The sequence below is a fragment of the Nocardia sp. NPDC050408 genome, assembly GCF_044458905.1.
In the GTDB taxonomy this organism is placed as follows: Bacteria; Actinomycetota; Actinomycetes; order Mycobacteriales; family Mycobacteriaceae; genus Nocardia.
Genome location: NZ_JBITIL010000012.1, coordinates 121224 through 146268, shown reverse-complemented (window position 1 = coordinate 146268; position 25045 = coordinate 121224). Strand labels below are relative to the sequence as shown.

Sequence of the window (25045 nt, the reverse complement as noted above, 5' to 3'; positions counted from 1 at the left end):
ACTTGGCCGGTCATGGTGCGGATTCAGGTGCTCGGCTCGCTGGCCGCGCAGACCGAGCGCGGCAGTGTCGATCTCGGCGGCCCACGCCAGCGCGGCGTGCTCGCCCTTCTGGTGGTTGCCCGCGGCGCGGTCGTGCCGATCGACCGGCTGATCGACGATCTGTGGCGTGGTGAGCCGCCGCCGCGCGCACTCGGCGCGTTGCAGGCCTACATTTCGCACTTGCGCAAGCTCCTCGAGCCGGATCGGCTGCCCCGCTCGCCGGCCACCGTGCTGGTGAGCCAGGCGCCGGGATACGCGTTGCGGCTCGCCCCGGAGGCAGTGGACGCCTGGCTGTTCGAGACCGAACTACGCAGCGCGCCAACAGATCCCGCAGAACGACGACGCAGTCTCGAACAGGCGCTCAGCCGATGGCACGGCCCGGCATTCGCCGAGTTCAGCGACGAATCGTGGGCGCAGCCCGAGGCGAACCGACTCGAGGAACTGCGCCTGGCCGCGCGCGAGCGACTGGCCGCGACACTGGTCGAACTCGGCGACCCGACGGCGGCTGCCGCGGAGGCCGATGCGTTGACGAGCACGCATCCGCTGCGCGAGGAGGCGTGGCGTATTTCGGCGCTGGCACGGTTCCATGCGGGGCGGCAAGCGGACGCGCTCGCCGCGTTGCGTGCCGCCCGTGAGGTGCTCGCGGACCAACTCGGCATCGACCCCGGCCCGGCCCTGGTGCGGCTCGAAGCCGATTTGCTGGCGCAACGCATCCCCGTCGATCTACCCGCACCGGTCTCGTTTCCGTCGCCGACACCCGCGCTGGACCCGTTGCATTCCGAATTCGTCGGCCGGACAAGGGAACTGGATGAGCTGCGGCGGGCGGCGCGGGCGGGCGGCGCACCTCGTGTAGCGGCTGTCATCGGGGAAGCCGGTAGCGGCAAATCCCGTTTGCTGCAGCGGTTTCGGACAGAGCTGGCGGCCGGTGGCTGGCGCGTGGTCACGGGCAGCTGTCCCGAGGAGGACGGCGCACCACCGGCGTGGGCCTGGGTGGAAGCCCTGCGCGAGCTCGCGGGCACGGTCGATCCCAGCCGATACGCCGAGCCGCTGGAGCCGTTGCTCACCGACCGACGCCGTGAATTCGGCGCCGATGTCTCGGTCGGGCGGTTCCAGCTGCATCGCGCCGTCGGTGCGTACCTGGACGACGCGGCGCGGCAGCAACCGCTCGCGGTGTTTCTCGACGACCTGCACCGCGGCGACTCCGAGACGGTAGCCCTGCTCGGCAGCGTGGCGAAATCGGCCTCGATCCTGATCGTGATCGCCTACCGTCCCGACGAGATCGGAATGCCCCTAGAAGACGCGCTCGCCTCGCTCGCCCCCGCGACCGCAACGCGGATACGCCTGCGCGGCCTGGGTTTCGACGATGCGGCGGTTCTTATCCGGTCGGTGTCGGGACACGATCCCGAGCCGGCAACGATCGCGGCACTGGCCGAACGCACCGACGGAAATCCCTTCTATCTCACCGAAAGTGCTCGTCTACTTGCCAGTGAGGGCGCGCTCGTGGCGACTTCTGAGGTACCGGAAGGCGTCCGCGACGTGCTGCGCCGGCGCTTTGCACGGCTACCCGAGGTCAGCGTGTCGGTCCTGCGTCTCGCCGCGGTGATCGGGCGCGAATTCGACATCGACGTGCTGATCGGCGCGGCCGAAATCGACCAGGATAAGGTCCTCGATGCCGTGGACGCGGGTGTGCTCGCCGGACTGCTCGAGGAACCGGGTCCCGACTACGCGCGCTTCACGCACGCGCTGGTCCGCGACACCTTGCTCGGTGACCTGTCCCGTATACGGCGACGCCGCTGGCATCTGCGCATCGCCGAGTCGGTCGAGCGGGCCGCGCCGGACGACCTGTCGGCGCTCGCGCACCATTTCGGGGAGGCGCTCACCGCGGCGACGGCACGGCGGGCCGCCGACTACGCTCGCGCGGCGGGTGAACAGGCCGAACGCCGATTTGTCCACGATGTCGCGGCCGAAAACTACGGTCGCGCCGTCATCGCGCTCGAACGGATCACCGGCGCGGACACGACGGCCGAGCGGGTCGCCGCGCTTTCGCGTATGAGCAGGAGCCACCTCGCGGCCGGCGCCGGCCTGCCAGCTCGCGATGCACGCGACCGTGCAGTGTCGGCGGCCGACACGCCTGAATTGCTCGTCGGGGCGCTCACCGCATGGGACACGCCGACTCCCTGGCTGAACCGCGCGTACGGGTCCGTCGACCAGCGGGTGGTTGCCTCTATCGACGAGGCGCTGCGGACACCCGGGCTCACACCGCAAGCGCGCTGCCGGCTGCTCGTCGCGCTCGTCCGCGAGATCGGCGGAGAGCTGCACGAACGAGCGCGCGAGGCGGCCGAGGAAGCCGAAGCGCTGGCACGTGGACTGAGCGATCCTGGACTGCTCGGGCTGGCATTGCAGGCGCGGACCTCGGTGTACGACACATCAATTCCGCTCGCCGATCGGGAACGGCTCGCCACCGAGTTGATCCGCCTCGGCGAGGACAACGATTTCCCCGCCTTCGCGCTGATCGGCCGTAACGCCGCACTCCAAGTGGCCGCAGCCCGCGGCGACATCGACCGCGCGAATACCGAACTCGCGGCCGCGACACTGTTGGCCGACCGCTACCAGTGGCGTCAAGCCCAAGCCGCGAACACCATGGGCCGCGCGATGATCGCCCACCTGACGGGGAATCTCGAAGCGGCGGAACGACATTATCAGCAGGCCCACGAATTGTTCATGCGCCACAAAGTCTTCGATTCGGGCGGCAACCTGCTGATCGCCCTCTTCACCATCCGTCTCACGCAAGGCCGGGTCGGCGAATTCGCACCTCTGTTCACCGAAATGTTCACGCAGCTCGAAACTTCGGGCGCCGACCTCGTCGTCGACCCGCTCGCGTTGGCACTGCTGGCGACCGGTGACCGGGACGGCGCACGAGCAGCGACGCAGGCCCGCCACCCGCTGCGTACCGACTTCTTCCGTTCGCTGTTCCTCACCGTGCGCGGCATGGCCGTCACGGGACTCGAACAACACACCGAGGCAGCGCAGGTGTACCAGCAACTGCGCACCTACACCGGTCAGATCGCCGGCGCGGACACCGGTGCACATGCCGCAGGACCGGTCGACACCGTGCTCGGCGACCTCGCGGCGCTGCTCGGCAAACCCGCCCAGGCGGCCGAGCACTACGCCGTCGCGGACCGCCTGGCCCGCCGCTGCGGATGCCGGGAGTGGATCACCGCCGTGCACAATCGAATCGGTTTACAAGTCGATTACTAGTCGCGCCCGGAAGCTGGGTAGCAGATCACTCATCAGCCAGCAGAAAGAGCGCCCGCCATGCCGACCGATCGTCAACTCAAGACCTTGAACACCCTCCACCGCACCGTGATAAAGCTCAGCGGCGGCATCCTCGGCACAACCTTCAAAGGCATGCCGACGATCACGCTGACCACCATCGGCCGTAAATCCGGGCGACCGCACACCGTTATCCTCACCGCACCGATCATCGACGGCGACACGATCGTCATCGTCGCCTCCCGCGGCGGCGATCCCACCGACCCGGCATGGCTGCACAACCTCCGCGCGAACCCCACAGTCCAGGTTTCACTCGAGCAAGGCCCGAAACGGCCGATGACCGCTCGCGTGCTGTCATCGACCGACCGGGACAAGCTCTGGCCCGACGTCATCGCAGCCCACCCCGGCTACGCCGCCTATCAGGAAATGACCATCCGAACAATACCTCTGGTCACCCTGACACCAATCACCGATGAGATCGACACTCGACCGATCTGATAGCCGTCGCCCCCACCGGCACGCACGGGCCGGCAACCGGTAACCGATGGTGTAGACGCACCAGCGGGCATCGACCTGCGTGAGCCACAGTGTCACTGCTCTGCGGAGTAGCAGGGCGACCGGGTCAATGCCTACACGTCAGGTGGTGGTACCCGAGCCGGTCCGCGGTCGCGGCGATACGTGCGATCTCCTCGATTCCCGCGCCGGCCTCCCAGTCGGATGAGCGCCCCGGAATGTCCAGCACCACAGGGGTATTGATTCCCAGTCGTAAACGGCCGAGGATCGGGTTCGTCACGTGCCGCTTCTTCTTTCGCGACCGGACCAGCGGCTCGACCAGCATGGCATGGCCCGTTCCGGTTGTGCAGGGCCAGGCGCGAACCCGGTTTCCCGGCTAGGCGATCACACGGCGGGACCGAAACGCTTGCGCTGTAACCGAGAGGTACACACCATCGGTTACAGCGCACTGGCTATTGCACCAGGTTCGCCGACAGCGCGCCGCGATATCACCGGCGCAGAAGCCGGATGTCGGGCAGGGGTCACGGACTCGCTTGTTTGGTTTCCTCCGCGATCCAGGCCGCGATTTGTGAGCGTGAGGTGAAGCCGAGTTTGGTGAGGATGTGTTCGACGTGGCCTTCGGCGGTGCGTTGCGAGATCACGAGTTTGGCGGCGATCCGCTTGTTGCTGAGTCCCTGGGCGATGAGGTCGGCGATCTGCCGCTCACGCTTGGTCAATTTCGTGGATGCGCGCGCGGTACCGGCGGGCTGTTCGCCGAGCGCGTACGCCACAGCGGCGCCGATACCCATCGCCTGACCGTGGCGGAAGGCCGCATCGAATGCGCGGGTGCCGAGGGTGCGATGCGCTGTCTGCTCACAGTTTTCGTGAAAGCGCGCTATGTCCGGGAAGACAGCTCCAACACTGCTTCCTACGAGCCAGATTCCTTGCGCGGTTCCCAGCAGCACGGCCGCGCGATCGGCGTCGCCCTGGTCGGCGACAGTCCAGGCCAGGGCCTCGAGACTGAACGCGTTGAGCACCGGGCTATTCGGCCGCCGGTTGACTCGCAGCGCTTCCTGGAGCAGCTGTTGGGCTTTGTCCCGCTCGCCTTGCTGCCATGCGGCCACGCCCAAGCCGCGTAGCGCAGCCGAACGATAGAGCAGTTCGCCCTGCGCTTCGGTGATGGAAAATACCCGGCGGTAATGCTCGGTTGCTCGAGTCATGTCGCCGCGTAGCTCATATGCCCAGCCGAGGATGGTCAGGGTACCGATGTACAGAGCGCCCGTCCTGTCCCAGCTGAGTGTCTCGATGTCATGTTCGAGGGAGGACGATACGTTGGCCGTTTCGCCGCCAGCGAGTGCGAGAAGGGCGGTCGCGTAGGCGATCTGCGCCTGGATCGCGGGGGCGGGGGCCTGTTCGGCGAGCACTCGTGCCTGCTCCAGAAGGGCGGCCGCGGACTGGACATCCCCCTGCGGCGCGGCCAGTTGGCAGCCGACGCAGAACGCCTTGATGCGGTCGAGTACCGGTTGCGCGCCGGGGTGGGCGAGAACGCGGTCGATCCAGGATCGGCCTTCCCCATACAGACCGGATAAGCTCCAGAAATCGTAGAGTGCGGCTGTGATGCGCAGCCCTGCTTCAGCTGCTTCCTGGGTGTCCTCGGACAGGCAGGATTCGAGCGCTTCGCGCAGGTTGGGTAGTTCGTGTTCGAGGCGGATGATCCAGTCGAGCTGGCGGTCGCTGATCCACCCGGCTTCCGCGTCCAACGCCAACTGCCGATACCAGTCGCGGTGGCGTCGGCGCAGCTCGGTATCTTCGCCGGACTCTCGTAGTTTTTCCCGGCCGTAGCCGCGAACTGTCTCGAGCATCCGGAAACGCACGACAGTATCGGATTCCTCCCGGATCAGGATGGACTTGTCCACCAGGGACGAAAGCACATCCAGCGGCGTATCCGCTGCCAGGTCTGTGCCGCATATCTGCTCGATGGCGTCGAGTTCGAAGCTGCCGGCGAACACCGACATCCGGGCCCACAGCCGCTGTTCGGTCCCGCTGCACAACCCGTAGCTCCAGTCGATACTCCATCGCAGCGTCTGTTGCCGTGTCGGGGCTGTGCGACTGCCGCGGGTGAGCAGCGCGTACCGATCGGTAAGCCGGGCCAGGATCTGCTGCGGTGACATCGTGCGCATTCGGGCCGCGGCAAGCTCGATGGCCAGCGGTAACCCGTCCAGATGGGTGCAGATCCCGGTGACGGCGGCCTTGTTGTCCTCATCGAGTTCGAAGCCCGGAACTGCTGCCGCGGCGCGGTCGGCGAACAAGGTCACCGCATCGAAACCGGGCAGCCCGGCCAGGGTCGGCTCCCGGTCCGGGTCCGGGACCGACAGTGGTGCCACCCGCAGCACTGCTTCCCCGGCGATGTTCAGTGGTTCGCGGCTGGTGGCGAGAATCCGCAGCTCCGGACAAGTCTGCAGCAACGTCTCGGTCAGCTTGGCCACCGCATCCACGATCTGCTCGCAGTTGTCCACCACGAGCAGTGTTTCTCGCAAGCTGAGGAAGCCGATCAGAACCTCGAGCAACGGACTGGCCGACTCGTTGCGCACACCGAGGGTGGCCGCCACCACATCGACCAGCAGCGCGGGGTCGGACACTTCGGCCAACTCGATCGACCACACACCGTCGGCGAAACCACGTCGCGCACTGGATGCGGCCCGCAGCGCCAGTCGCGTCTTGCCGACACCCCCGGTCCCGGTCAACGTCACCAGCCGTGCGCTCGACAGCAGATTCTTCAGCTCCGATACCTCGGTGCGCCGATTGATGAAGCTGGTCAACTCGAGCGGCAGATTGCCACTGTGGTCCCGGCTAGCCGCCGTCGGCTTGCGCGCTGCCCGCACCGGTGGCTTCTGGTCGGAATCGGCGAGATTCGGTTCGCCCCCCACCGCCATCTCGCCCACCGCGAACCCGTGGCGCTGCTGCAGTTGCCGAAATGTCTCCCCCAGCGCCGCTGCCGCCGGCCGCTGCTTGCGGTCGCGGCTCATCGCTGTCTCCACCACCGCCGACACGTCCTCGGGGATGCCGTCCTCCCGCAGGTCGGGCACCGGCTGGGTGGTGATCCGGACAAACTGCGCGACCATCTTCTCACCGCTACGACGCTCGAACGCGGCATGCCCGGTCAATGCGCAGAACAGGGTGGCGCCGAGTCCATAGACATCCGCGGCCGGGGTCGGATCGCCACCCTCGAGCACCTCCGGTGCGGTGAACGCGGGCGATCCGGTCACAACACTCGCAGTCGTCTGGAACCCACCGGTGATATGGGCGATACCGAAATCGGTCAACGCTGGTTCACCGTACTCGGTGAGCAGAATGTTTCCCGGCTTCACGTCCCGATGCACGATACCGAGACGATGCGCGCTGGCAAGCGCACCAGCGATCTTCACCCCGATCTGCGCCACCCGCTCCAAAGGAAGGGGACCAATCTCGCGGATCCAGCCATCCAGGGAACCCAGCCGGTGATACGGCATCACCAGGTAGGGCCGCCCGCTCTCGGTGGTACCGGCCTCCAGCGCGGTGACGATGTTGGGATGCCCGGTCAACCGGCCCATCGCGTGCTGCTCCCGAACAAACCGCGCCTGATTGTCTTCGTCCAGTTCCGCGGTCAGAATCTTCACCGCAACCGTCCGATCCAACCTCGGCTGCGTGCAGCGATACACCACCCCGAAACCGCCGTGTCCGATTTCCACGGCGTCCTCGAAACCAACCGCAGCCAACTCCGCCGTGGCAGGCGTCATCGCCTCACGGCGCGTCTGCAGCGGATCATCTGTCATCGGCCGGGTGTGATCCGACCAGCATCTCTCCGGACACCAGGCAACATGCACTCACCTTTCGCCAATGCCAGCGTATCGCCGAAGAACATCGACAGAGGAATATCGCTGTAGGCGCACAGAGCGCGACACCGACCGCAATCACCGGAGACGGCTACCCGCCTTGCCGTCGGACCGCGCCGGCGCGCCGGACAATTCCATGCGCCGATCGCCGCCGAAGAACGACGCAACCGATCCCCTGGCGGTGCAGGGCGCCGAACCGAGTACTGGCGACTGACCGTCTCGGGCACGCACGCGGGGCGCTTTCTCCCCTCGATCTCCGGTGGTGCGAAAGACCAGCTGGGCCGAGGTCTCGCTATGTTCAGGAGCTGGGCGGTGCTCGACCCGCACGAGCACCTGAATAACCCCTTGTCCACGCGGACAAGGGGTTTCAGCGTCAAGAAGAAGACTGCTAAGCCGGACGCGCCTGCAAGTAGTCCGTCGCCGACATCACCTTCAGCGCCTGCCGAACACCGAGTGGCGCCCACCCAGCCGACGCATCGTGCACCACCACCGGATCGATGAGCAGCACGACAGTGCCCTTGGCCTCGAGCTCGAAACCGCCTGCGGCCGTGATGTTCTTGACCCAGTCCACATCGCGGCCATAGGTCAGCGCGATCCGGTATACACCGTCGTTTTCGAACGCCCACACCGGAGTTCTGTAGGGACGCCCGGATTTTCGTCCCTTGTGGACAACCATGCTCATCGGGGGCACTTTCCCGGCCAAACGGCCGAGGATCGGGTTCGTCACGTGCCGATTCAATTTCGCCAGTGTGCGCGGAAGCACCATCTGGGGCGGTCCTCTCTCAGGGTGGCGTGCGGAGATCAGGTTACTCTCGAGCGGTGTTCGGACACCCTCAGTCGGAGATGATCGCGGTCTATGACGCCGCGGGCCATGAAGTCGGCGCGGCCGACCGAACCACCGTCTATCGCGACGGCATCTGGCATGCCAGTGCGGGCGTACTCGTTCGCTCCGGCGACGGCGAACGCGTCTATGTGCACCGCCGCACCGGTACCAAGATGGTCTTCGCCGGTATGCACGACTGCCTGGCCGGGGGTGTCGTCGATCCGGGTGAAACCCCGGCACAGACGGCGGTCCGCGAACTCGCCGAGGAACTCGGCATCGTCCTGCCCGACGATGCGCCACCGCTCCCCTTGCGGGCCAGCGCCTCCTGGGACGGCGTCTGGCAGGGCGCCCCGATGCGCTGTCATCTGTTCGCCTACGAGCTGCGCTACGACGGGCCGATCCGGCACCAACCCGAGGAGATCGTTGACGGCTGGTGGTGGACCGATGCCGAACTGCGGGCGCACCTGGCCGACCCGTCCTGGGCCTTCGTCCCTGATACCCGCATCCTCACCGATCAGCTGCTGGCTTGAAACGCCATCGGCCCACCAGGTCGGGGACCTGATGGGCCGACGAGCCTGCGTTCTGTCAGGCGGCGCTACCGCTCATAGCACCCATGACCTGGGTGAAGAGGTTCGCGACGACTTCGAGGAGCTCCATGTACATTCCCTTGCTGGACCCGATATGAAATTTGCATTCTGCATGAGTTAGGTGTCCAGCAGGTAAGAGGGTCGTGAAAACGGGTGACTAACCCGAAGACGCCACCGAGCCCGCCCAGGCGGCGAAGGCGCCCGGATTGCGGGTCTGCAGCAGCACCCGGCCTGGCCCGGTGAAGTCGAAGACGAAGCCTTCGCCCGACTTCAGCGACTGGATCGAGCGCCCGGATACCGCGCGGCGGATGGTGAAGTTCATGGCCAGGTCATAGGCCACCACATGGCCGGTATCGATGGTGATCGGCTCACCCGGCTGCAGATCGATCACATCGATCGCGCCGAACACACCGACGACCACCTCACCCTCGCCGTGCGCGCGCAGACCGAAGCCGCCCTCGCCGCCGAACAGGTTCGCGAAACCACCCCATTTGCCCTCCACCTGCACGCCGTGCGAGTTCGCGATCCAACCGCCGCGGCTGATGAAGAACGGCCGATCGGGGGTGATCTGCAGGTTCAGCATGTCGCCGGGAAGTGCGGGCGCCACATCCACCCAACCGCCCTGCGGCGGTGCGGTGAAGGTCGAGACGAAGAATGATTCGCCCGCAAGCACCGAACGCTTCAGCCCGGCGAGAATGCCGCCTTCGGCCTTGGCCTGCAACGAAACTCCCGCCGAATGCGCGACCATGGCGCCGCTCTCGACCCGCATCGGCTCCCCGCCGGCCAGGAAGCACCGCGCGACCGCGGAGGCCGGACTATGACGCAGTTGTACCTTCATAAATGCCGACCCTACCGGCTATTTCGGCTACGAAGGGTCCAGCGATTCCAGGGCCTTCGCATCGCGCGCGACGACCGCACCGCCGTCGGGAGTGAGCACGATCGGCCGCTGAATCAGCTTCGGATTCGCCGCCAATGCCTCGATCCAGCGCTCCCGGTCGGCCGCGGTACGTCCCCAGCTGGATATGCCCAGGTCCTTGGCGATCTGTTCACCGGTGCGGGTGATATCCCACGGCTCGGCGCCCAGCCGCTGCAGCACCGTCCGCAATTCCGCCGCGGTCGGCGGATCGTCGAGATAGCGCCGGACCTTGTACTCGACGCCCGCCTCCTCCAGGTGCGTGGTGGCATTGCGGCTCTTGCTGCACTGCGGGTTGTGCCAGATCTCGGTTTGCCCAGATGTCATGGTCGCAGCGTACCTACAGGTGCATCCAGGTCGGCCACACCTGGGACCACGGGTAGCGCAGGCCGGTGCATTTCCACACGATGACGTTCTGGCTGTTGCCCGGATAGCCGATTCGGCTGTCCACCTTGGCAACTGGTTCGATGTGGTCGAAATCCCAGTGCAGGAAGTCGTCGTTCACGCCGACAGCGATCACGGCCGAGGCATTGTCCGGTGGCATGCCGAAGTAGCCGAAACCGCGGCTCGGACTGTAGATCCGTGGGAGGCGATCGCGGTCGAATTGGTCCAGGGCGCTGGCCTGCCAGTAGGTGTCGGTCACGATGACGGCGTCGGCGCGTTCGGCCCGGGTGAGCGATTCATAGGCCTGCAGGACGGCGGAAGTCAGTTCGGGCCAACCGAATTCGCCGTAGACGCCGATATTGACGGCGGCCTCGGCGTCATCGACGGGTGGCCGGACGTGCGCGGCATCGCGCCACGGCGTCGACCACAGCACATAGCCTGTGGTCACGGCGGCGAGCACCACACCGGCCCCGGTCGCCAACCGTCTCGGTGTGGGATTCAGGCGATCCGCGAGTTCGACGAGACCGACCGCGCCCGCCGCGAGCACCACACCGTACATTCCGGCGACGTAGTAGATCCGGCCACCGATCACCAGGAAGACCGCGACGAGTATCAGCACAGACGCGCCGAGAAACCGGTACGGCCGCAGCGAAGAACTACGCATCAGCGCCCACACGCCATAGATCAACAGCGCCGCACCCAGGTACCCGGCCAGCAGCAGCGCGAGCGGTACGAACAGCGCCCTGCCGCCGAGTATGCCCTGCTCACCGCTGATCACCTGGCCCATCGACAGCTGTGGCCAATCATTGCGCGCCTGCCAGATCAGTGATGGCGCGGTCGCGACGATCACGATGACACCGCCGAGCCACAGCAGCGGCCGCCGCACCAGTTCGCGCGGACCGAAGATCAGCGAACTCGCCGCGACACCGATCCAGAAGAAGGGAATCAGCCACTTCACCTGCATATCGACCGCGGTCACCAGTGCGGCGCACAGCAGCAGGCGATCGCGACGGGTCCGCACCCAACGCGCCACCAGCCAGGTGATCACCACCCAGAGCACGGTGTCGACCGCGTTGGTGGTCAGCATTTTGCCTTGGAGCAGCAGAAACGGTGAGGTCGCATAGCCGACAGCCGCGAGCACCCGGGCCGCCGGACCGCCGCCGAGTTCGCGCGCGATCACCGCGCACAGCACGATGCCGAGGACTGTCAGCGCGACAACGGGCAGCCGCAGCACGAAGAAGTTTCCGGGTGCGATCGTGTCCATCAACCGCGCCAGCATCGGCAATACCGGACCTTGATCGGCATAGCCGAATGACGGCCGCCGACCCGCCGCCAGAAAGTAGAGCTCATCGCCGAAGTAGTCATAACGGCTGGTCGAGAACACCAAGACGGCCGAGGATGCCACGGCGATGACACCGACGCTTATGGTCGCCATCGGCGGGCCCGCCCCGGTGGCGGTCAACTCCTGACGATCGGCGGTGTCGGTCACGTCAGCTCCTGCGGAGTTCCAGGAAACGGCCGTCTCCCCGCCAGCCAGCATGCGCTTCACCCCACGTATTCGTCGGCGACCTCCAACACCTCATCGACGATCTCCAGCCCGGTGCGCAATTCATCGGCCGAGGTGGTCAACGGGGGCGCGATCTGGAAGCGATTGCCCGCATTGAAGGGCCACAGCCCACGTTCCTTGGCGGCGGCGGTCACCCGGTTCATCGGCTCGGCGGCTGGACCAGCCGCCTCAAACTGGATCAGCGGCTCGCGGGTGTGTGGATCGCGCACCAACTCCAGTGCCCAGAAGAAGCCGAGGCCGCGTGCCTCGCCGACGCTTGGATGCCGAGATGCCAACTCCGCCAATCCTTTTCCGAGGACATATGCCCCGACGGTGCGCACATGGTCGAGGATGCCGTCGCGTTCGAAGACATTGATCGAGGCGATGCCCGCGGCACATGCGAGGGGATGTCCGGCATAGGTGAGTCCACCGGGATACACCGTATTGTCGTAGCGTTGCGCGATCCGTTCGGCCATGAGTACGCCACCGAGCGGAACATAACCGGAGTTGACGCCTTTGGCGAAGGTGATGATATCGGGTGCGACATCGAAGGCCTGGACCGCGAACCACTCACCGACCCGGCCGAATCCGACCATCACCTCATCTGCTATGTAGACAATGCCGAATTCGTCGCACAGGGCTCGGACACCGGCGAGATAGCCCGGCGGCGGCACGAGTACGCCGTTGGTACCGACCACAGTCTCCAGGATCAGCCCGGCAATGTGTTGTGGCCCTTCCAATTCGATGACCTGGCGCAGGTGGTTCAACGCTGCCGTCGTCTCTTCCTCGGGAGTGCTTGTGCCCCACGGTGATCGGTAGGGGTAGGGCCCGAAGAAGCGGACCACGTCGACATTGGTCGGTTCCGCGCCCCAGCGGCGCGGCTCACCGGTCAGTCCGATCGCGGTGCCGGTGCCGCCGTGATAGGAGCGGTAGGCGGCGAGCATCTTGGTGCGGCCGGTGTAGCTGCGGGCCAGCCGCACCGCATGTTCGACTGCCTCCGCGCCGCCGGTGGTGAACAGAATCCGGTTCAGCTCGCCCGGTGCGCGTTCCACGATCAGTCGGGCCAGTTCGCTGCGCGCTTCGTTGCCGACGGTTGGCGAGATGGTTGCGAGTTTCTGTGCCTGATCGATAATGGCCGCGACGATATCCGGATGTTGGTGGCCGATATTGACATTCACCAGTTGGGAGGAAAAGTCGAGGTAGCGTTTGCCGCTCTCTTCCCAGAACCATGAGCCCGACGCGCCGACGATCGGCACTGGATTCAGGGTCGCCTGCGCGCTCCAGGGATAGAAGACATGATCTGACCCGATCATGGGGCGAATTCCCCCTTCGAAGCTGGATAGAACAGCACATTGGCACCATAGCCCGATTGCGGCGCCTGCGCGGCTGGAGGCGCGGTCCGGGCGACCCCGACGCAGGCTTTCCCGTCATCGACTCCGACTCGGAAGTTCAATCCGCCGGAAACTGCCACTGCTGGCCTGACCGCGACGGCTGGCCTGCTGTTCAGTGCCCGAGCGAGGCTGCAGCGGGGGAACGCACAGCGCACGCCGTCGAGCTCGTGGCGGTCTAGTCGTTGCGGAATAGATCGGCCCGGTGATGCAGACGCTGAGAGAAGCTCTCGGCCCAAGCGGCCGTTTCGCTGTCGTCCCGCGACGAGCCGCGCGGTAGGTGCTCCCGGGATACTCGCGCCGACCGCGCCGCGCTGGGCTTCAGCGCGACCAATCGTGCACTCTGGGCGAGGAAGTCGGGCACGTTCATGCCCGCGCACGCGGCCGCATCACACAGCTCGGCCCACTCGGTGTCGTCCACGGTCACCGTCACGGTAACCTCCCTGGTCGCCATAGATGCATACAGTAGCCCTAGTGCTAGCGGTGCGGACTCACTGCACACGGTCGAATCGGGGTGTCGATCCGCGGGGTGCTGGACTGAACGTGCTGCCTGCATTTGCGATCAGGACACGGCTCACCGCCGAGATCCCGCCGAAGTCGTCCGGATCCTCGCCTTCCGTCGCACAACGGATGGAACATCCCCCGGATCGCTCGTGAGATCAACCCGCAGGCGAGCCTGCCGACTCCGCACCATATTTCACCTAACCGACTGACAGCCCGCTTACCCGGCTCCGGCCGATTGAAACATCGCGGAAAACTTGCGGTCAGGTGTGCGCAGGCAGCAAGTGCCAGGTGTTTGCCCTAATTCTTCGCGGGTATGTCGGCGAGGCAGGAGTACGGGCGACGAAGGTAGATCCGATGCAGCAGCGGCGCACAGTGGGATTCGAGGAAGAGTTTCTCCTACTCGACGTCGGCGGAGTGCCGGTCGTGGGAGTGGACACGGTTATCGACTGGATGCACACGAATCTCGAGCCCGATGAATCCAAGAGATTCAAACCGGAGCTACAACGAGTCCAGATCGAGTCAGTCAGCCTCGTTCACACGACGATGCAAACCTTGCGGACAGATTTGAGCACGGCCCGCGCAAAGCTCGCCACCGCCGGGCGCGATTGCGAACTGTTGGTCCTCCCGATCGGATACGCGCCCGTCTGCGCCACCCCGCACTGCGGCGGCACCGAGGACAGCCGATATGCGCGTATCCACAACCGATATCGGGAAATGGCGCAAACCTATACCGCCTGCGGTGCGCATGTGCATATCGGCGTCGACGGGGACGATCAGGCCGTCGCTGTGGTGAATCATCTACGGCCATGGTTACCGACCCTGATCGCGGTCGGCGCGAATTCGCCGTTCCATGACGGTCACGACTCCGGCTACAGCTCATGGCGGATCGCCGAACTGTCTCGGTTCCCCGGTTCGGGCTTACCGCCTTATGCGCGATCGGCCGACGACTATGAGAATCGAGTGGCGACGCTCGTCGAATCCGGCGTCCTCATCGACGCCCACATGTCGTTCTGGCTGGCTCGCCCCTCCGACGTGTACCCGACCGTCGAAGTTCGCGCCGCCGACACTGCCGCGACGGTCGACGACGCCGTCCTGCAGGCGGTACTGACCCGCGGACTGGTGCAAACCGCAATTACCAAACTGGAAGCCGGAATCGAGGGCCCGCATATCGACCACCAAGTCGGTGCGGCCGCGGTATGGGCAGCGGCCCGACACGGTCTCACCGGACCCGCGATCGATACCGTCGAGGAAGTACAGGTGCCCGCCTTGAGAATGCTGGGCAATCTGATCGACTGGATCGCCGACGAACTCGAAGAAGCCGGTGACACCGCGGTTGCCTGGCGATTACTGACCGCACTGGAACACCATGGAACCGGTGCCGCACGACAGCGCATCGTGGCAAGGCTCGGATTGAAAGAACTCATCGAGTCCTTCCGGTTGACTAACGGCCCGTGCGCCCAATTCCATTGATCCGCCACCTCCTTTGATCCGCCACGGATATCGAGCATCAGCAGTGTCCCAGCCCGCGAGCCGTACCAGCGTCGCACGGCCGAATACGTCAGGCGCACTTCCTGCAAGCCGGTCAGAAACAGGGACGATACCTAGAGGCGGCCGAAGAATCGGTCGCGGCTTATGGCGTGGTCGGAGCCGGGTCGGCAGCCAGGAAGTAGATATCACGGCGCAAGCGTTCCAAGTCTGGTGCTGCGGAAGTGGAGGTTTGGGTGTACCGCTCGCTCTCACGCATCCAGAGTGCCGCGTTCGTCATGTTCTCGTAGATCGCCGCGTACTCTTCCCCCCGGCCCGACAGGCCGGGCAGTACACGCAGGAGCGCGGGAAGGTAACGGGTCAGCGCGTCGATCTGGGCACGTTGCTCGGCCGTCTGGCGCTGCACCTGCTCGATGGCTTCACCCCGGCTGCAACCGGTTTCGTGCTGGATCGCCCGCACCAGGTTGTAGGGGACATGGCCGGCCTCGTCCCGATCCAGCCCCACCACGTCGTTCTCCGCGCAGGTCACCATGAAAAGCAGTTCCTCGAGTCGGCGAATCACGGGGTGGCTGCGCAGCTTCGGCGGCAATTCTCGGTCCTGGTGCACCTCCAGGCCTGCGATTGCGATGTCGATCCCGCTGGTCGACCTCCGCAGCGACAGGTAGTCGGCCGTCGGGGGGATGTAGCCGTTGATGCGATGGTGCGCTTCGCGTTCGGCGGCTTCGAACCATTCCTCGAGGCTGTCGAGGAACCGTTCCTGCCAGCGGGCGCTGCGGCCCTCGCGCACGCGTGGCCACAAATAAGCCCACGCCGCCGGGATCGGACCGTGCCGCCAAGGTACCTGCGGGTCCTGGTGCAGCGTTGCCACAAGGCCACGCCGCAGGGCGGTGACTGCTTGCGGGTCCATCAGCTGCGGATCGTCGAACAGGTCATCCCATACAAAGGCCAGCATGCCCAGACCGACGGCGGTTCGGGCGCGGGCCGTGTCCGTCGCGTCCAGGATCTGCGCCGGGATCCGTGGCGTTGCTGCCCACCGGTAGTGGCGGTCGAACTCGGCCGGGGAGATGACAAGGCCGGTGTCCACCATCCAGCTCCTCAGCCATTGCGCGACCTGCGGCGAGAGCGCGTCATCATGAGCTGCTGGGGGTTGCGTCGAAGGCCGGGAGGCCACCGGCGCAGGAGTTCGCCGATCGAGTGCGGACCGGGCGTAGGCGGTCATCGCGTGGCGGGTGCGCGGGTCAATGGTCGACACTGCGAGCCGACCAACGGCCCGGTCGATGAGTTCATCGGCCATCGCCTGTGCTTCGTCGACGGTACCGGAGGCGATGACGATTTCCCGGGCACGTGCGGCTTCCTGCCCTGTCATTGCTCTGTTCAGCAGGCGGGCAAGGGCCCGGTCGCGGGCGGCCGCACGGATCACGGGCAGTGTGTAGATGCCCTCGAGCAGATCCGCGTTCACGGGCTTGCCCATTTCCTCGGCGGTCGAGGTCAAATCGAGGATGTCGTCATACAGCTGGTAGGCCACCCCGAAGTGCCGGCCGAACATGGCCAGTGCCTCTTCTTCCCGATCACCGCGTCCGGCCTGCATCGCACCCACCCGGCATGCCAGCGAGAGCAGCGCCGCGGTCTTGCCGTCGATCGAGTCCAGGTAGGACTGCTCGCTGCGGTATGGGTCGTAGAGGTCGGCCGCCTCGATCACCACGCCCGCGCACATCTGCTTGCCTGCGCTCGTTCCCGCGAGAGCTTCGCGCTGGCCGAGTTCGGCCAGCAGATGCGCGCCCTCCATCGTCACCGAGTCTCCACCCAGGACGGCCATATGCGAGCCCCACACCGCGTTGGCGCTGGGACGTCCTCGACGCTCATAAGCGTGATCGATGACATCGTCGTGGTAGAGCGACCCCAGATGCAGCAACTCCACCGCGGCCGCGGCCTGCACCACCCGGTCATCGGCCGGCACCGAAGGATCAGCGAGCAGGTAATACGACAGCAACGTCAACGTGGGCCGGACAAGACGCCGCGACGTATCCGGGCCTTGGTCAGTGAGCGGGGTCAGCTCCGGCCTGCCCCGGAACCGGACCGGCCCCAGAACATCGCGAACACGGTCCAAGTCCGTCTCCAGATACGGGAAAACAGCAGAATCGATTTCACTGGGCACGCGCACGCTCCTGACTGGGTACATCGGTCATCCACAACACCGTGATCAAGAGAATTTGACCACCCCACGCGAAAAATGTTGGCGCAACCCGTTTTTAACCTCTCGATACTCGGTGGATGGGTCTCCGTGGATGTTGGTGCGCACCGGGTGGGCGTGTCTGCCGATGCCCGCCGCAGCTACCTGGTCGTTTCGGCGCGCGGCGCGCGGACCAGCCGCGCCCGGGAGCGCGCGGGCGATCGCCGGCACCGTCAGCGGTTGTAGATCACTCTGGCGCTAACGACGCAGATCCGGATCGACGGGATCCGGTGCCGCGTAACGTCATCGCCGAACACCGTCGTCCACATGGTCTGCACACCGTCGTGGTAGGCAACGTCGTCGATGTCGGCGAGACTGTCCGGCCACAGCTCGAGCCTGCGCAGGAATTCGACGACATCGCCGACCGCGCCGTGCGTACGCACAACGTTCCGTAGTCATGGTGCCGAACGGCTCCGCACGGTTCTTGGAACCGTGTGCCGTAGGGCGCCGGGATGACCACGGCACTTCGGGCCTTGAATCAGTTTGCGCGAAACCCTGTCCACAGCCGGATGAGAGGGAAAAACTGATGAGGCACAGGGAATTACATTATTTCAGGGAGAATCCGTGACTGTCGATACCAGTGCATTTCTCAACAACGTCGACATCGACGCCGTCGGTGGCCTGGTGGGGGCTATCCAGGCCGACCCGGTTAAGGCCCAAACCACTTGGACGGCTCACGTGACATGGAAGGGTGCGTTCGCCTCGGAGGCGAGTATCCGCACATTCGCTCCTGTCCCATCGGATGAGCCGGCTGCCCTCGGCGGAGCCGACGGTGCCCCGAATCCGGTAGAGCAACTCCTCGCAGCGCTCGGGAACTGCCTGACCGTCGGATACGCAGCGAACGCCACGATCGCCGGTATCCACGTCAACGACCTGCGCGTCGACTTGAAGGGCGATATCGACCTGCACGTCTTCCTAGGGCTCGCCGACGGGCACGCGGGCTTCGAGTCGATTACCGCCACCGTGACGATCGACGCCGACGCCTCCCCGGAACAGCTCGAACAGTTGCACGCGAAGGTGCTGGCCAGTTCGCCGGTGGGACATACGGTACGCAACGCGGTGCCGCTCGAAGTCGTCCTTACCTAGCCCGGGACCCTAGGGTTCGACGGTTTTCGTGGCGCGATGAGGCGGGTGTGAGGCCAATGGTTGAACGCGAGTACGGGTTCCGTACGCGTGCGATCCATGCGGGCAAAATCCCGGACACCGTCAGTGGTGCCTATTTGCCGCCTTCGGTCAGGGTCACCTGCTGCGGCGCGAATCCCGTTCCGGTGACATCGATTCCACCGGATTTCAGTAGGTCCAGCGCTTTGGTGACGTATTCGTTGGTGAACGCACCCGCATCGGGATCCTGTTTCAACACCGTGACGCCCTCCTGGTTCTTGGTCTCCTTGGCGATCTTCACCGTGCGGTCCCATGCGGACTTGTCGATCATGCCGATCCCGTTGGGCGAGGGCCAGATCAGCTTGTTGACCTCGTTGATCTGCCACTGCTGGTGGCTGGCGCCGAGAGTGCTGCCGGCGGCGACGGTGATATCGCGGCATTTGTCGACATTGTCGCGGCAGAATGCCCAGCCCTTCAGCGACGCCGTGATGAATTTGACGGTCTGGTCCTGGTATTTCGCGTCTTTCAGCTTCTCCGAATTCGCCCAGATCGCGTCCTGCAGCATGGCCACGCCCTCGTCGTTCCAGTCGATGGTCGCGAAATCGTCTGCGGTGTAAAGCTTTCCAGTGACCGGATTCTTCGTCTCCAGCAGCTGGGCGTACTCGTTGTAGGACATGGCCTGGGCGGCGGTGATGTCCTTGGCGAGGAAGGCGTTCATATCGAACTGCTGCTGGACGAGCTTGACATCCTCGGACGGATCGATGCCCGCCTTGGTCATGCCTGCGAACAGCTCGAATTCATTGCCGTAGCCCCAGTTTCCGACGGTCTTACCGCGCAGTGCGGCCGGTCCCGTAATGTTGTCGGACTTGAACGACACCTGCTTGGTACCCGAGCGCTGGAACACCTGCGCCACATCGGTGATACCCGCCCCGGCCTCGCGGGATGCCAGCGCCTTGGGCACCCAGGCGATCGCGTAATCGGCCTGCCCCTGCGCAAGTACCGTCTGCGGGACGATATCCGTTCCGCCATCGAGGATTTCGACGGAAAGGCCCTGCTCCTTATAGAAGCCCTGATCCACGGCGGCCAGATAACCCGCGAACTGCCCCTGCTTGAACCACTGCAACTGCAGACGAACCTTGGTCAGGCCATCTGCGGTGGTTCCAGAACCATTGTCGGTGGTACTGCAGCCGGTCAGCGCGGCCGCCGCCAACGCCACCAGCGCGAGACAAGCACGTAAACGCCCTGTGGAAATTCTCATTTCGATCTCCCAAAGATGTCGCGGATCAGAATGGTCCGGGGTCGGCGGGTCAGTTGTTCGAGGATCAGGACGACGGTAAGGAAGAGCAGGCCGACGATCATGGCGCCGACCACATACGCCCAGGCGCGCGGATAGGCGGTGTTCGCCGCGGCGGAGGTAATTCGGCTGCCGAGGCCGTTCTGCAGGCCGCCGAAGTATTCGGCGATTATGGCCGCGATCACCGCGCCCGGAGCCGCGATTCGCAGTCCGGTGAACAGATAGGGCAGTGCCGCCGGTAGCCGCACCGTGCGGGTGATCTGCCAGCCGCCCGCCGCATACGAGGTCATCAGATCCGCGTGCACCTGTGGCACTTGCCGAAGGCCACGGGCGGTGCTGACGAACATCGGGAAGAACACCACGATGGCCACTACCATGCGGCGCGGGGTCTCGGTGGTGGTCGAATACATCGAATTCAGCAGCGGGGCGAGTGCGACGATCGGCACGGCCGCGGCCGCGGCGGCCAGCGGTGTCAACAGCCCCTCGACCAGCCGGAACCGCACCGCGACCATGGCCGCCCCAATGCCCACGAGTGCACCGACCAGCAGGCCGATGAGGGCATTAGTACCCGTTGCGGTGGCGGCATCGACAATGCGGTCGAAGTTCTCGGTGAACTGTTTCGCGATCGCGGTCGGCGCGGGCAGCAGGAACGACGGCACACCCGCGGCGACGGTCAACACCTGCCACAGCGCCAATCCGCCGACACCGAAAACCATCGGAGGTAGCCACGTCTTCATCGCAGATCCTGTCCGGCCACGATGATGTCGGCGGTCTGGTGCCCGCCGCGCAGTGCGGTGCGAACGGCGGCGATGGCCTCGAAAAACGCCTCGCTGGAACGAATATCGTCGCCGCTGACGCCTGCCTCGCGGCCCCAGCCGCCGGTCGGCACGATCTCGGTGATGCGGCCGGGCCGCGGTGACATGACCACGACGCGGTCGGACAGGAACACTGCCTCCGGAATGGAATGCGTCACGAAAACCACTGCGGCGCCGGTCTCTCCGGCGATGCGCAGTAACTCACCCTGCATGTGTTCGCGGGTCATCTCATCCAGCGCACCGAACGGTTCGTCCATGAGCAGCAGCGAGGGCTTTGGGGCCAGTGCTCTGGCGATAGCCACACGCTGTTGCATACCGCCGGACAGTTCCGCCGGATAGCGGTCGGCGAAATCGGTCAGTCCAGCCATCTCTAGGAGTTCCGCACTGCGAGCGCGCCTTTCGGCCCTCGGAACCTTGTGCAGTTCGAGCGGTAATTCGACATTGGCCTGCACGGTGCGCCAGTCCAGCAGTCCCGCCTGTTGGAAGGCGATGCCGTAGTCCTGATCGATTCTGGCCTGCCGCGCGGACTTGCCATGCACGGTCACGGTCCCGCTGCTCGGTCCTTCCAGATCGGCGATGATGCGCAACAGGGTGGATTTACCGCAGCCCGAGGGACCGATCAGCGAGACGAACTCCCCCGCAATGACTTTCAGCGAGACACTGGTGAGTGCCGTCACCGAACCCGCGTCGAAGATCTTGCCGACATCGGTGAGCTCGACCGCCGCAACGTCTTCGGCATTCGCCGCGACGGGAACCGGATCCGCTGCCTGGATCTGCTCGTCGGCCGCATCGCTGCCCGTGGTGGCCGATTCCACTTTCCCGGTCAACGGGTACCTCCTGAAGAACCGCGCGCCCCGGCGGGACGGCTGTAACGACGTAGTGCCAGTTCGGCGAAGCCGACGACGGCGGTCACAGCGACACCGAGCAGTGCCGCGGCGAGAACAGCCGCGTAGAGCCGGGCCGCATCGCCGGTGGCCTGCTGGGAGAAGACGATGATCTGACGGCCGATGCCACCCGCGGTGCCGGTCGAGATCTCCGCGACCACGGCACCGATCACCGATGCCGCCGCGGCCAAGCGCAGGGCCGGCAGAAAATGCGGCACCGCAGCGGGAAATCGCAAGTGCACCAATGTCTCCCACCAATTCGCGGAGTAGCTGTGCAGCAATTCCACCGACGCCTTGGACGGCGCCTGCAATCCGCGCAACATCCCGACTGCCACCGGGAAGAAGGCCAGATACGAAGCGATGACCGCGATACTCATCCACGGTCGCCACGGCTCACCGGCGATAACGATCTTCCCGCCCCATCCGGCCACCAGCGGCGCCAAGGCGATCAACGGAACCGTCTGCGAGACAACGATGTAGGGCAGCAATCCGCGCTCGACGAAGGCGAAACGCTGCATTACCACCGCGAGCGCGATACCGACTACCGTGCCGATCGCCAATGCCAACAGCGCGAGCCCGAAGGTGAATCCCGCTGTGCGCAGCAGTGTTCCGCCGACGGTGCCGGTGCCGTCTTTGTCACCGAGCACGGTGATGACCGACCAGACGTGCGGCAACGCTGCGTCACTCGTGCGCGGCAGAATCCGGGTGTCGCCGATACTCATCCCGTGCTCCGGCACGAAGTACTTCACCAGTTCCCATACCGCGACCACCAGCACCAGCACACCGACCGCGTAGCCGACCTGCCGCGCCCGCAAAGCTCCCGCTCTCATCGGTCACCCGCCGACACCGGAGCCGGCTCCGGGACACGCCTGTCGACCAGCTCATAGCACCCCGCCGCGAGCGCCGCTGCCGAGACGATCACTCCGCTCCCGCCGTCGCCGTGACCGGATGCGCCAACCTGGGCAGCACCGACTCCCCGTACGCCTCCAAAGTGGCGGTCTTGGCATCGTGCTGGAGATAGACCGCGAACTGGTCGACACCCAACTTCTCCAACTCGTGCAACCGCGCCAACTGCTCATCGGGCGTGCCGATCACACAGAAGCGGTCCACGATGGCATCTGGCACGAATTCGGCATGGGTGTTACCCGCGCGGCCGTGCTCGTTGTAGTCGTAGCCCTGACGGCCCGCGATGTAGTCGGTGAGCGCGGCCGGAATATCGCCGCCGGTACCGTATTTCGCGACAATATCGGCGACGTGATTACCGACCATGCCACCGAACCAGCGGCACTGCTCCCGGGCATGGGCCGTCGCGGCATCGGACCCGTCGGTGACGTAGGCCGGTGCCGCCACACAGATTTTCACCGATCCTGGCGCACGCCCCGCCTTCTCGGCGGCCGCCCGCACCCGGGCGATCGTCCATGCGGCGATATCCGGGTCGGCGAGTTGCAGAATGAACCCGTCGGCGACTTCACCGGTCAGGTCGAGTGCGCGCGGACCGTATCCGGCCACCCACACCTCGAGCCGCGAGGCACTCGCCCATGGAAAACGCACTACGGTGTCGCCGATTTCGGCGCTGCGACCATTGCCGAGTTCCCTGATCACCTCGATGGATTCACGCAATGTCGCCAGGGTCGTCGGCTTGCCGCCGAGGGTGCGCACCGCGGAGTCACCACGCCCGATTCCGCAGACGGTGCGATTGCCGAACATATCGTTGAGCGTCGCGAATGTCGACGCGGTCACCGTCCAGTCCCTGGTGGCCGGATTGGTGACCATCGGGCCGACGAACACCTTGCGGGTGGCGGCCAGGATCTGGCTGTAGATGACGTAGGGCTCCTGCCACAGTAGGTGCGAATCGAAGGTCCACACATGCGAAAAACCATGTGTCTCCGCTTGTCTGGCCAGTTCGACCACCCGCGAGGCGGGAGGTGTGCATTGCAGCACCACACCGATATCCATGCGGCACTCTCCATTCAGGTCGATCAGGCCATTCGAGTCAGATCAGGTTCTGCGACAATTCACGGGCGATGAACCGGCCGTGACCGGTCCGGCCGAGATACGCACCGTCGTCGACGATCACGCGACCGCGCGAGAGCACCGTGTCGACGTGTCCGTCGATCTCGAAGCCCTCCCAGGCCGAGTGATCCATATTCATGTGATGGGTCTTGCCGAACCCGATGCTGGTGTGCCCGTTCGGGTCATAGATGACGATGTCGGCGTCGGCGCCCGGACTGATGACGCCCTTGCGCGGATACATGCCGAACATGCGCGCCGGGGTCGTGCAGCAGACCTCGACCCAGCGCTCCAGTGATATCAACCCGTTCTTGACGCCCTGGAACATCAGATCCATCCGATGTTCGACGCCGCCGATCCCATTGGGGATCTTGCTGAAATCGCCGAGCCCCAACTCTTTCTGATCCTTCATGCAGAAGGGGCAGTGGTCGGTGCTCACCGATGTGACATCACCCGTGCGGATATAGCGCCACAGCTCATCCTGATGTCCCTGCGCCCGCGACCGCAGCGGCGTCGAGCACACCCATTTCGCGCCCTCGAAACCCGGTGCGCCCAAATGCTCTTCGAGCGACAGGTACAGATACTGCGGGCAGGTTTCACCGAAGACGTTCTGCCCATTGCCCCGCGCGGCGGCGATCTGTTCCATCGCCTGCTTGGCCGAGACGTGCACGATATACAGCGGCGCATTCGTCAACTGCGCCAGCATGATCGCGCGATGGGTGGCCTCCTCCTCCATCTGCCACGGCCGGGTGACACCGTGGTAATACGGCGAGGTCTCACCGCGCGCCAGCGCCTGCTCGACCAGCGCATCGATGGCGATTCCGTTCTCCGCGTGCATCATCAGCAGCGCGCCCAAATCGCCCGCCGATTGCATGGCCCGCAGGATCTGACCGTCATCGGAGTAGAAGACACCCGGATAGGCCATGAAAAACTTGAAACTGGTGACACCCTCGGCCACCAATTCGCTCATCCCCTTGAGGGATTCGTCGTTCACTTCACCGATGATCTGGTGGAAGCTGTAGTCGATCGCGCAGTTGCCCGCGGCTTTCTCATGCCATAGAGCGAGGGTGTCCTGCACCCGCTCGCCCGGTTTCTGCACCGCGAAGTCGACAATGGTCGTGGTACCGCCCCAGGCGGCCGCGCGGGTGCCGGTTTCGAAGGTATCCGAGGCCTCGGTGCCGCCGAAGGGCAGCTGCATATGGGTGTGGCCGTCCACACCGCCGGGAATCACATATTTTCCGGTCGCGTCGATGACCATTTCGGCGGACTCGCCGAGATTCGCGCCCAATGCGGTGGCGCCGGGTTGCAGGACGGCGACAATTGCCTCGCCGTCGACGAGCACATCGAGCAATTGCGATCCGGTGGCCGAGACCACCGTGCCGCCGTGAATGAATATCTTCGTCAT

21 protein-coding genes are annotated in these 25045 nt (G+C 65.3%); 5 read left to right on the top strand and 16 right to left on the bottom strand.

Annotated elements, in window-relative coordinates; translation table 11 throughout:
- Nucleotides 1-12 precede the first annotated feature (12 nt).
- Complete coding sequence (locus ACIBJI_RS29025; protein ID WP_397086720.1) at nt 13-3297, top strand: BTAD domain-containing putative transcriptional regulator; 3285 nt, start codon at nt 13-15, stop codon at nt 3295-3297.
- A 57-nt stretch (nt 3298-3354) separates the two neighbouring features.
- Complete coding sequence (locus ACIBJI_RS29020; protein WP_364347544.1) at nt 3355-3810, top strand: nitroreductase/quinone reductase family protein; 456 nt, start codon at nt 3355-3357, stop codon at nt 3808-3810.
- A 124-nt stretch (nt 3811-3934) separates the two neighbouring features.
- Here ACIBJI_RS29020 and ACIBJI_RS29015 read toward each other — a convergent pair whose 3' ends face one another.
- From ACIBJI_RS29015 to ACIBJI_RS29005, 3 genes are all read right to left on the bottom strand, one after another.
- Nucleotides 3935-4105, bottom strand: coding sequence for a hypothetical protein (locus ACIBJI_RS29015; RefSeq protein ID WP_364347547.1), 171 nt, complete (start codon nt 4103-4105; stop codon nt 3935-3937).
- Between the two features lie 241 nt (nt 4106-4346).
- Nucleotides 4347-7616, bottom strand: a complete 3270-nt coding sequence (locus tag ACIBJI_RS29010; protein WP_397086717.1) for a protein kinase — start codon at nt 7614-7616, stop codon at nt 4347-4349.
- Between the two features lie 448 nt (nt 7617-8064).
- A complete protein-coding gene (locus tag ACIBJI_RS29005) occupies nt 8065-8403 on the bottom strand; it encodes a nitroreductase family deazaflavin-dependent oxidoreductase (RefSeq protein WP_364347554.1) in 339 nt (112 codons plus the stop codon).
- A 116-nt stretch (nt 8404-8519) separates the two neighbouring features.
- Between ACIBJI_RS29005 and ACIBJI_RS29000 the strand changes: the two genes are divergently transcribed.
- A complete protein-coding gene (locus tag ACIBJI_RS29000) occupies nt 8520-9029 on the top strand; it encodes an NUDIX domain-containing protein (protein WP_364347891.1) in 510 nt (169 codons plus the stop codon).
- 214 nt (nt 9030-9243) lie between these two features.
- Here ACIBJI_RS29000 and ACIBJI_RS28995 read toward each other — a convergent pair whose 3' ends face one another.
- The 5 genes from ACIBJI_RS28995 to ACIBJI_RS28975 form a co-directional block, all read right to left on the bottom strand.
- Nucleotides 9244-9924, bottom strand: a complete 681-nt coding sequence (locus ACIBJI_RS28995; RefSeq protein WP_063037160.1) for a TIGR00266 family protein — start codon at nt 9922-9924, stop codon at nt 9244-9246.
- Nucleotides 9925-9951: 27 nt separating this feature from the next.
- Nucleotides 9952-10326, bottom strand: coding sequence for an arsenate reductase family protein (locus ACIBJI_RS28990; protein ID WP_397086715.1), 375 nt, complete (start codon nt 10324-10326; stop codon nt 9952-9954).
- A gap of 13 nt (nt 10327-10339) precedes the next feature.
- Complete coding sequence (locus ACIBJI_RS28985; RefSeq protein WP_364347563.1) at nt 10340-11872, bottom strand: glycosyltransferase family 39 protein; 1533 nt, start codon at nt 11870-11872, stop codon at nt 10340-10342.
- 56 nt (nt 11873-11928) lie between these two features.
- On the bottom strand, nt 11929-13242 hold the full coding sequence (locus ACIBJI_RS28980; protein ID WP_397086712.1) for an aspartate aminotransferase family protein: 1314 nt from the start codon (nt 13240-13242) through the stop codon (nt 11929-11931).
- A gap of 253 nt (nt 13243-13495) precedes the next feature.
- Nucleotides 13496-13771, bottom strand: coding sequence for a hypothetical protein (locus ACIBJI_RS28975; RefSeq protein ID WP_364347569.1), 276 nt, complete (start codon nt 13769-13771; stop codon nt 13496-13498).
- Nucleotides 13772-14175: 404 nt separating this feature from the next.
- Between ACIBJI_RS28975 and ACIBJI_RS28970 the strand changes: the two genes are divergently transcribed.
- Entirely contained in the window at nt 14176-15291 is a 1116-nt protein-coding gene (locus ACIBJI_RS28970; RefSeq protein WP_397086710.1) for a YbdK family carboxylate-amine ligase, read from the top strand.
- 160 nt (nt 15292-15451) lie between these two features.
- Here ACIBJI_RS28970 and ACIBJI_RS28965 read toward each other — a convergent pair whose 3' ends face one another.
- A complete protein-coding gene (locus ACIBJI_RS28965) occupies nt 15452-17461 on the bottom strand; it encodes a polyprenyl synthetase family protein (protein ID WP_364347573.1) in 2010 nt (669 codons plus the stop codon).
- 248 nt (nt 17462-17709) lie between these two features.
- Complete coding sequence (locus tag ACIBJI_RS28960) at nt 17710-17919, bottom strand: hypothetical protein (protein ID WP_364347575.1); 210 nt, start codon at nt 17917-17919, stop codon at nt 17710-17712.
- A 181-nt stretch (nt 17920-18100) separates the two neighbouring features.
- On the opposite strand from ACIBJI_RS28960, the gene ACIBJI_RS28955 reads away from it, so the two are divergent.
- Entirely contained in the window at nt 18101-18622 is a 522-nt protein-coding gene (locus ACIBJI_RS28955) for an OsmC family protein (protein WP_364347577.1), read from the top strand.
- A gap of 130 nt (nt 18623-18752) precedes the next feature.
- Here ACIBJI_RS28955 and ACIBJI_RS28950 read toward each other — a convergent pair whose 3' ends face one another.
- From ACIBJI_RS28950 to hydA, 6 genes are all read right to left on the bottom strand, one after another.
- On the bottom strand, nt 18753-19895 hold the full coding sequence (locus tag ACIBJI_RS28950) for an ABC transporter substrate-binding protein (RefSeq protein ID WP_364347580.1): 1143 nt from the start codon (nt 19893-19895) through the stop codon (nt 18753-18755).
- A complete protein-coding gene (locus ACIBJI_RS28945) occupies nt 19892-20668 on the bottom strand; it encodes an ABC transporter permease subunit (protein ID WP_364347583.1) in 777 nt (258 codons plus the stop codon). Before ACIBJI_RS28945 ends, ACIBJI_RS28950 begins: the two co-directional genes overlap by 4 nt.
- Nucleotides 20665-21573, bottom strand: a complete 909-nt coding sequence (locus ACIBJI_RS28940) for an ABC transporter ATP-binding protein (protein WP_364347586.1) — start codon at nt 21571-21573, stop codon at nt 20665-20667. Before ACIBJI_RS28940 ends, ACIBJI_RS28945 begins: the two co-directional genes overlap by 4 nt.
- The gene (locus ACIBJI_RS28935) at nt 21570-22460 is read right to left on the bottom strand and encodes an ABC transporter permease subunit (RefSeq protein WP_364347589.1); all 891 of its coding nucleotides are present in this window, start codon (nt 22458-22460) and stop codon (nt 21570-21572) included. Before ACIBJI_RS28935 ends, ACIBJI_RS28940 begins: the two co-directional genes overlap by 4 nt.
- An 88-nt stretch (nt 22461-22548) precedes the next feature.
- The gene (locus ACIBJI_RS28930; protein WP_397086707.1) at nt 22549-23586 is read right to left on the bottom strand and encodes a TIGR03842 family LLM class F420-dependent oxidoreductase; all 1038 of its coding nucleotides are present in this window, start codon (nt 23584-23586) and stop codon (nt 22549-22551) included.
- Nucleotides 23587-23623: 37 nt separating this feature from the next.
- Nucleotides 23624-25045, bottom strand: coding sequence for a dihydropyrimidinase (gene hydA / locus ACIBJI_RS28925; protein ID WP_397086705.1), 1422 nt, complete (start codon nt 25043-25045; stop codon nt 23624-23626).

What these genes read in the sequence shown, in the direction of transcription:
- ACIBJI_RS29025 (WP_397086720.1), top strand. Translation starts at nt 13, where the DNA reads ATGGTGCGGATTCAGGTGCTCGGCTCGCTGGCCGCGCAGACCGAGCGC.
- ACIBJI_RS29020 (WP_364347544.1), top strand. Translation starts at nt 3,355, where the DNA reads ATGCCGACCGATCGTCAACTCAAGACCTTGAACACCCTCCACCGCACC.
- ACIBJI_RS29010 (WP_397086717.1), bottom strand. Translation starts at nt 7,616, where the DNA reads ATGACAGATGATCCGCTGCAGACGCGCCGTGAGGCGATGACGCCTGCC.
- ACIBJI_RS29000 (WP_364347891.1), top strand. Translation starts at nt 8,520, where the DNA reads ATGATCGCGGTCTATGACGCCGCGGGCCATGAAGTCGGCGCGGCCGAC.
- ACIBJI_RS28995 (WP_063037160.1), bottom strand. Translation starts at nt 9,924, where the DNA reads ATGAAGGTACAACTGCGTCATAGTCCGGCCTCCGCGGTCGCGCGGTGC.
- ACIBJI_RS28990 (WP_397086715.1), bottom strand. Translation starts at nt 10,326, where the DNA reads ATGACATCTGGGCAAACCGAGATCTGGCACAACCCGCAGTGCAGCAAG.
- ACIBJI_RS28980 (WP_397086712.1), bottom strand. Translation starts at nt 13,242, where the DNA reads ATGATCGGGTCAGATCATGTCTTCTATCCCTGGAGCGCGCAGGCGACC.
- ACIBJI_RS28975 (WP_364347569.1), bottom strand. Translation starts at nt 13,771, where the DNA reads ATGGCGACCAGGGAGGTTACCGTGACGGTGACCGTGGACGACACCGAG.
- ACIBJI_RS28970 (WP_397086710.1), top strand. Translation starts at nt 14,176, where the DNA reads ATGCAGCAGCGGCGCACAGTGGGATTCGAGGAAGAGTTTCTCCTACTC.
- ACIBJI_RS28950 (WP_364347580.1), bottom strand. Translation starts at nt 19,895, where the DNA reads ATGAGAATTTCCACAGGGCGTTTACGTGCTTGTCTCGCGCTGGTGGCG.
- ACIBJI_RS28945 (WP_364347583.1), bottom strand. Translation starts at nt 20,668, where the DNA reads ATGAAGACGTGGCTACCTCCGATGGTTTTCGGTGTCGGCGGATTGGCG.
- ACIBJI_RS28935 (WP_364347589.1), bottom strand. Translation starts at nt 22,460, where the DNA reads ATGAGAGCGGGAGCTTTGCGGGCGCGGCAGGTCGGCTACGCGGTCGGT.
- ACIBJI_RS28930 (WP_397086707.1), bottom strand. Translation starts at nt 23,586, where the DNA reads ATGGATATCGGTGTGGTGCTGCAATGCACACCTCCCGCCTCGCGGGTG.
- hydA (WP_397086705.1), bottom strand. Translation starts at nt 25,045, where the DNA reads ATGACGAAGATATTCATTCACGGCGGCACGGTGGTCTCGGCCACCGGA.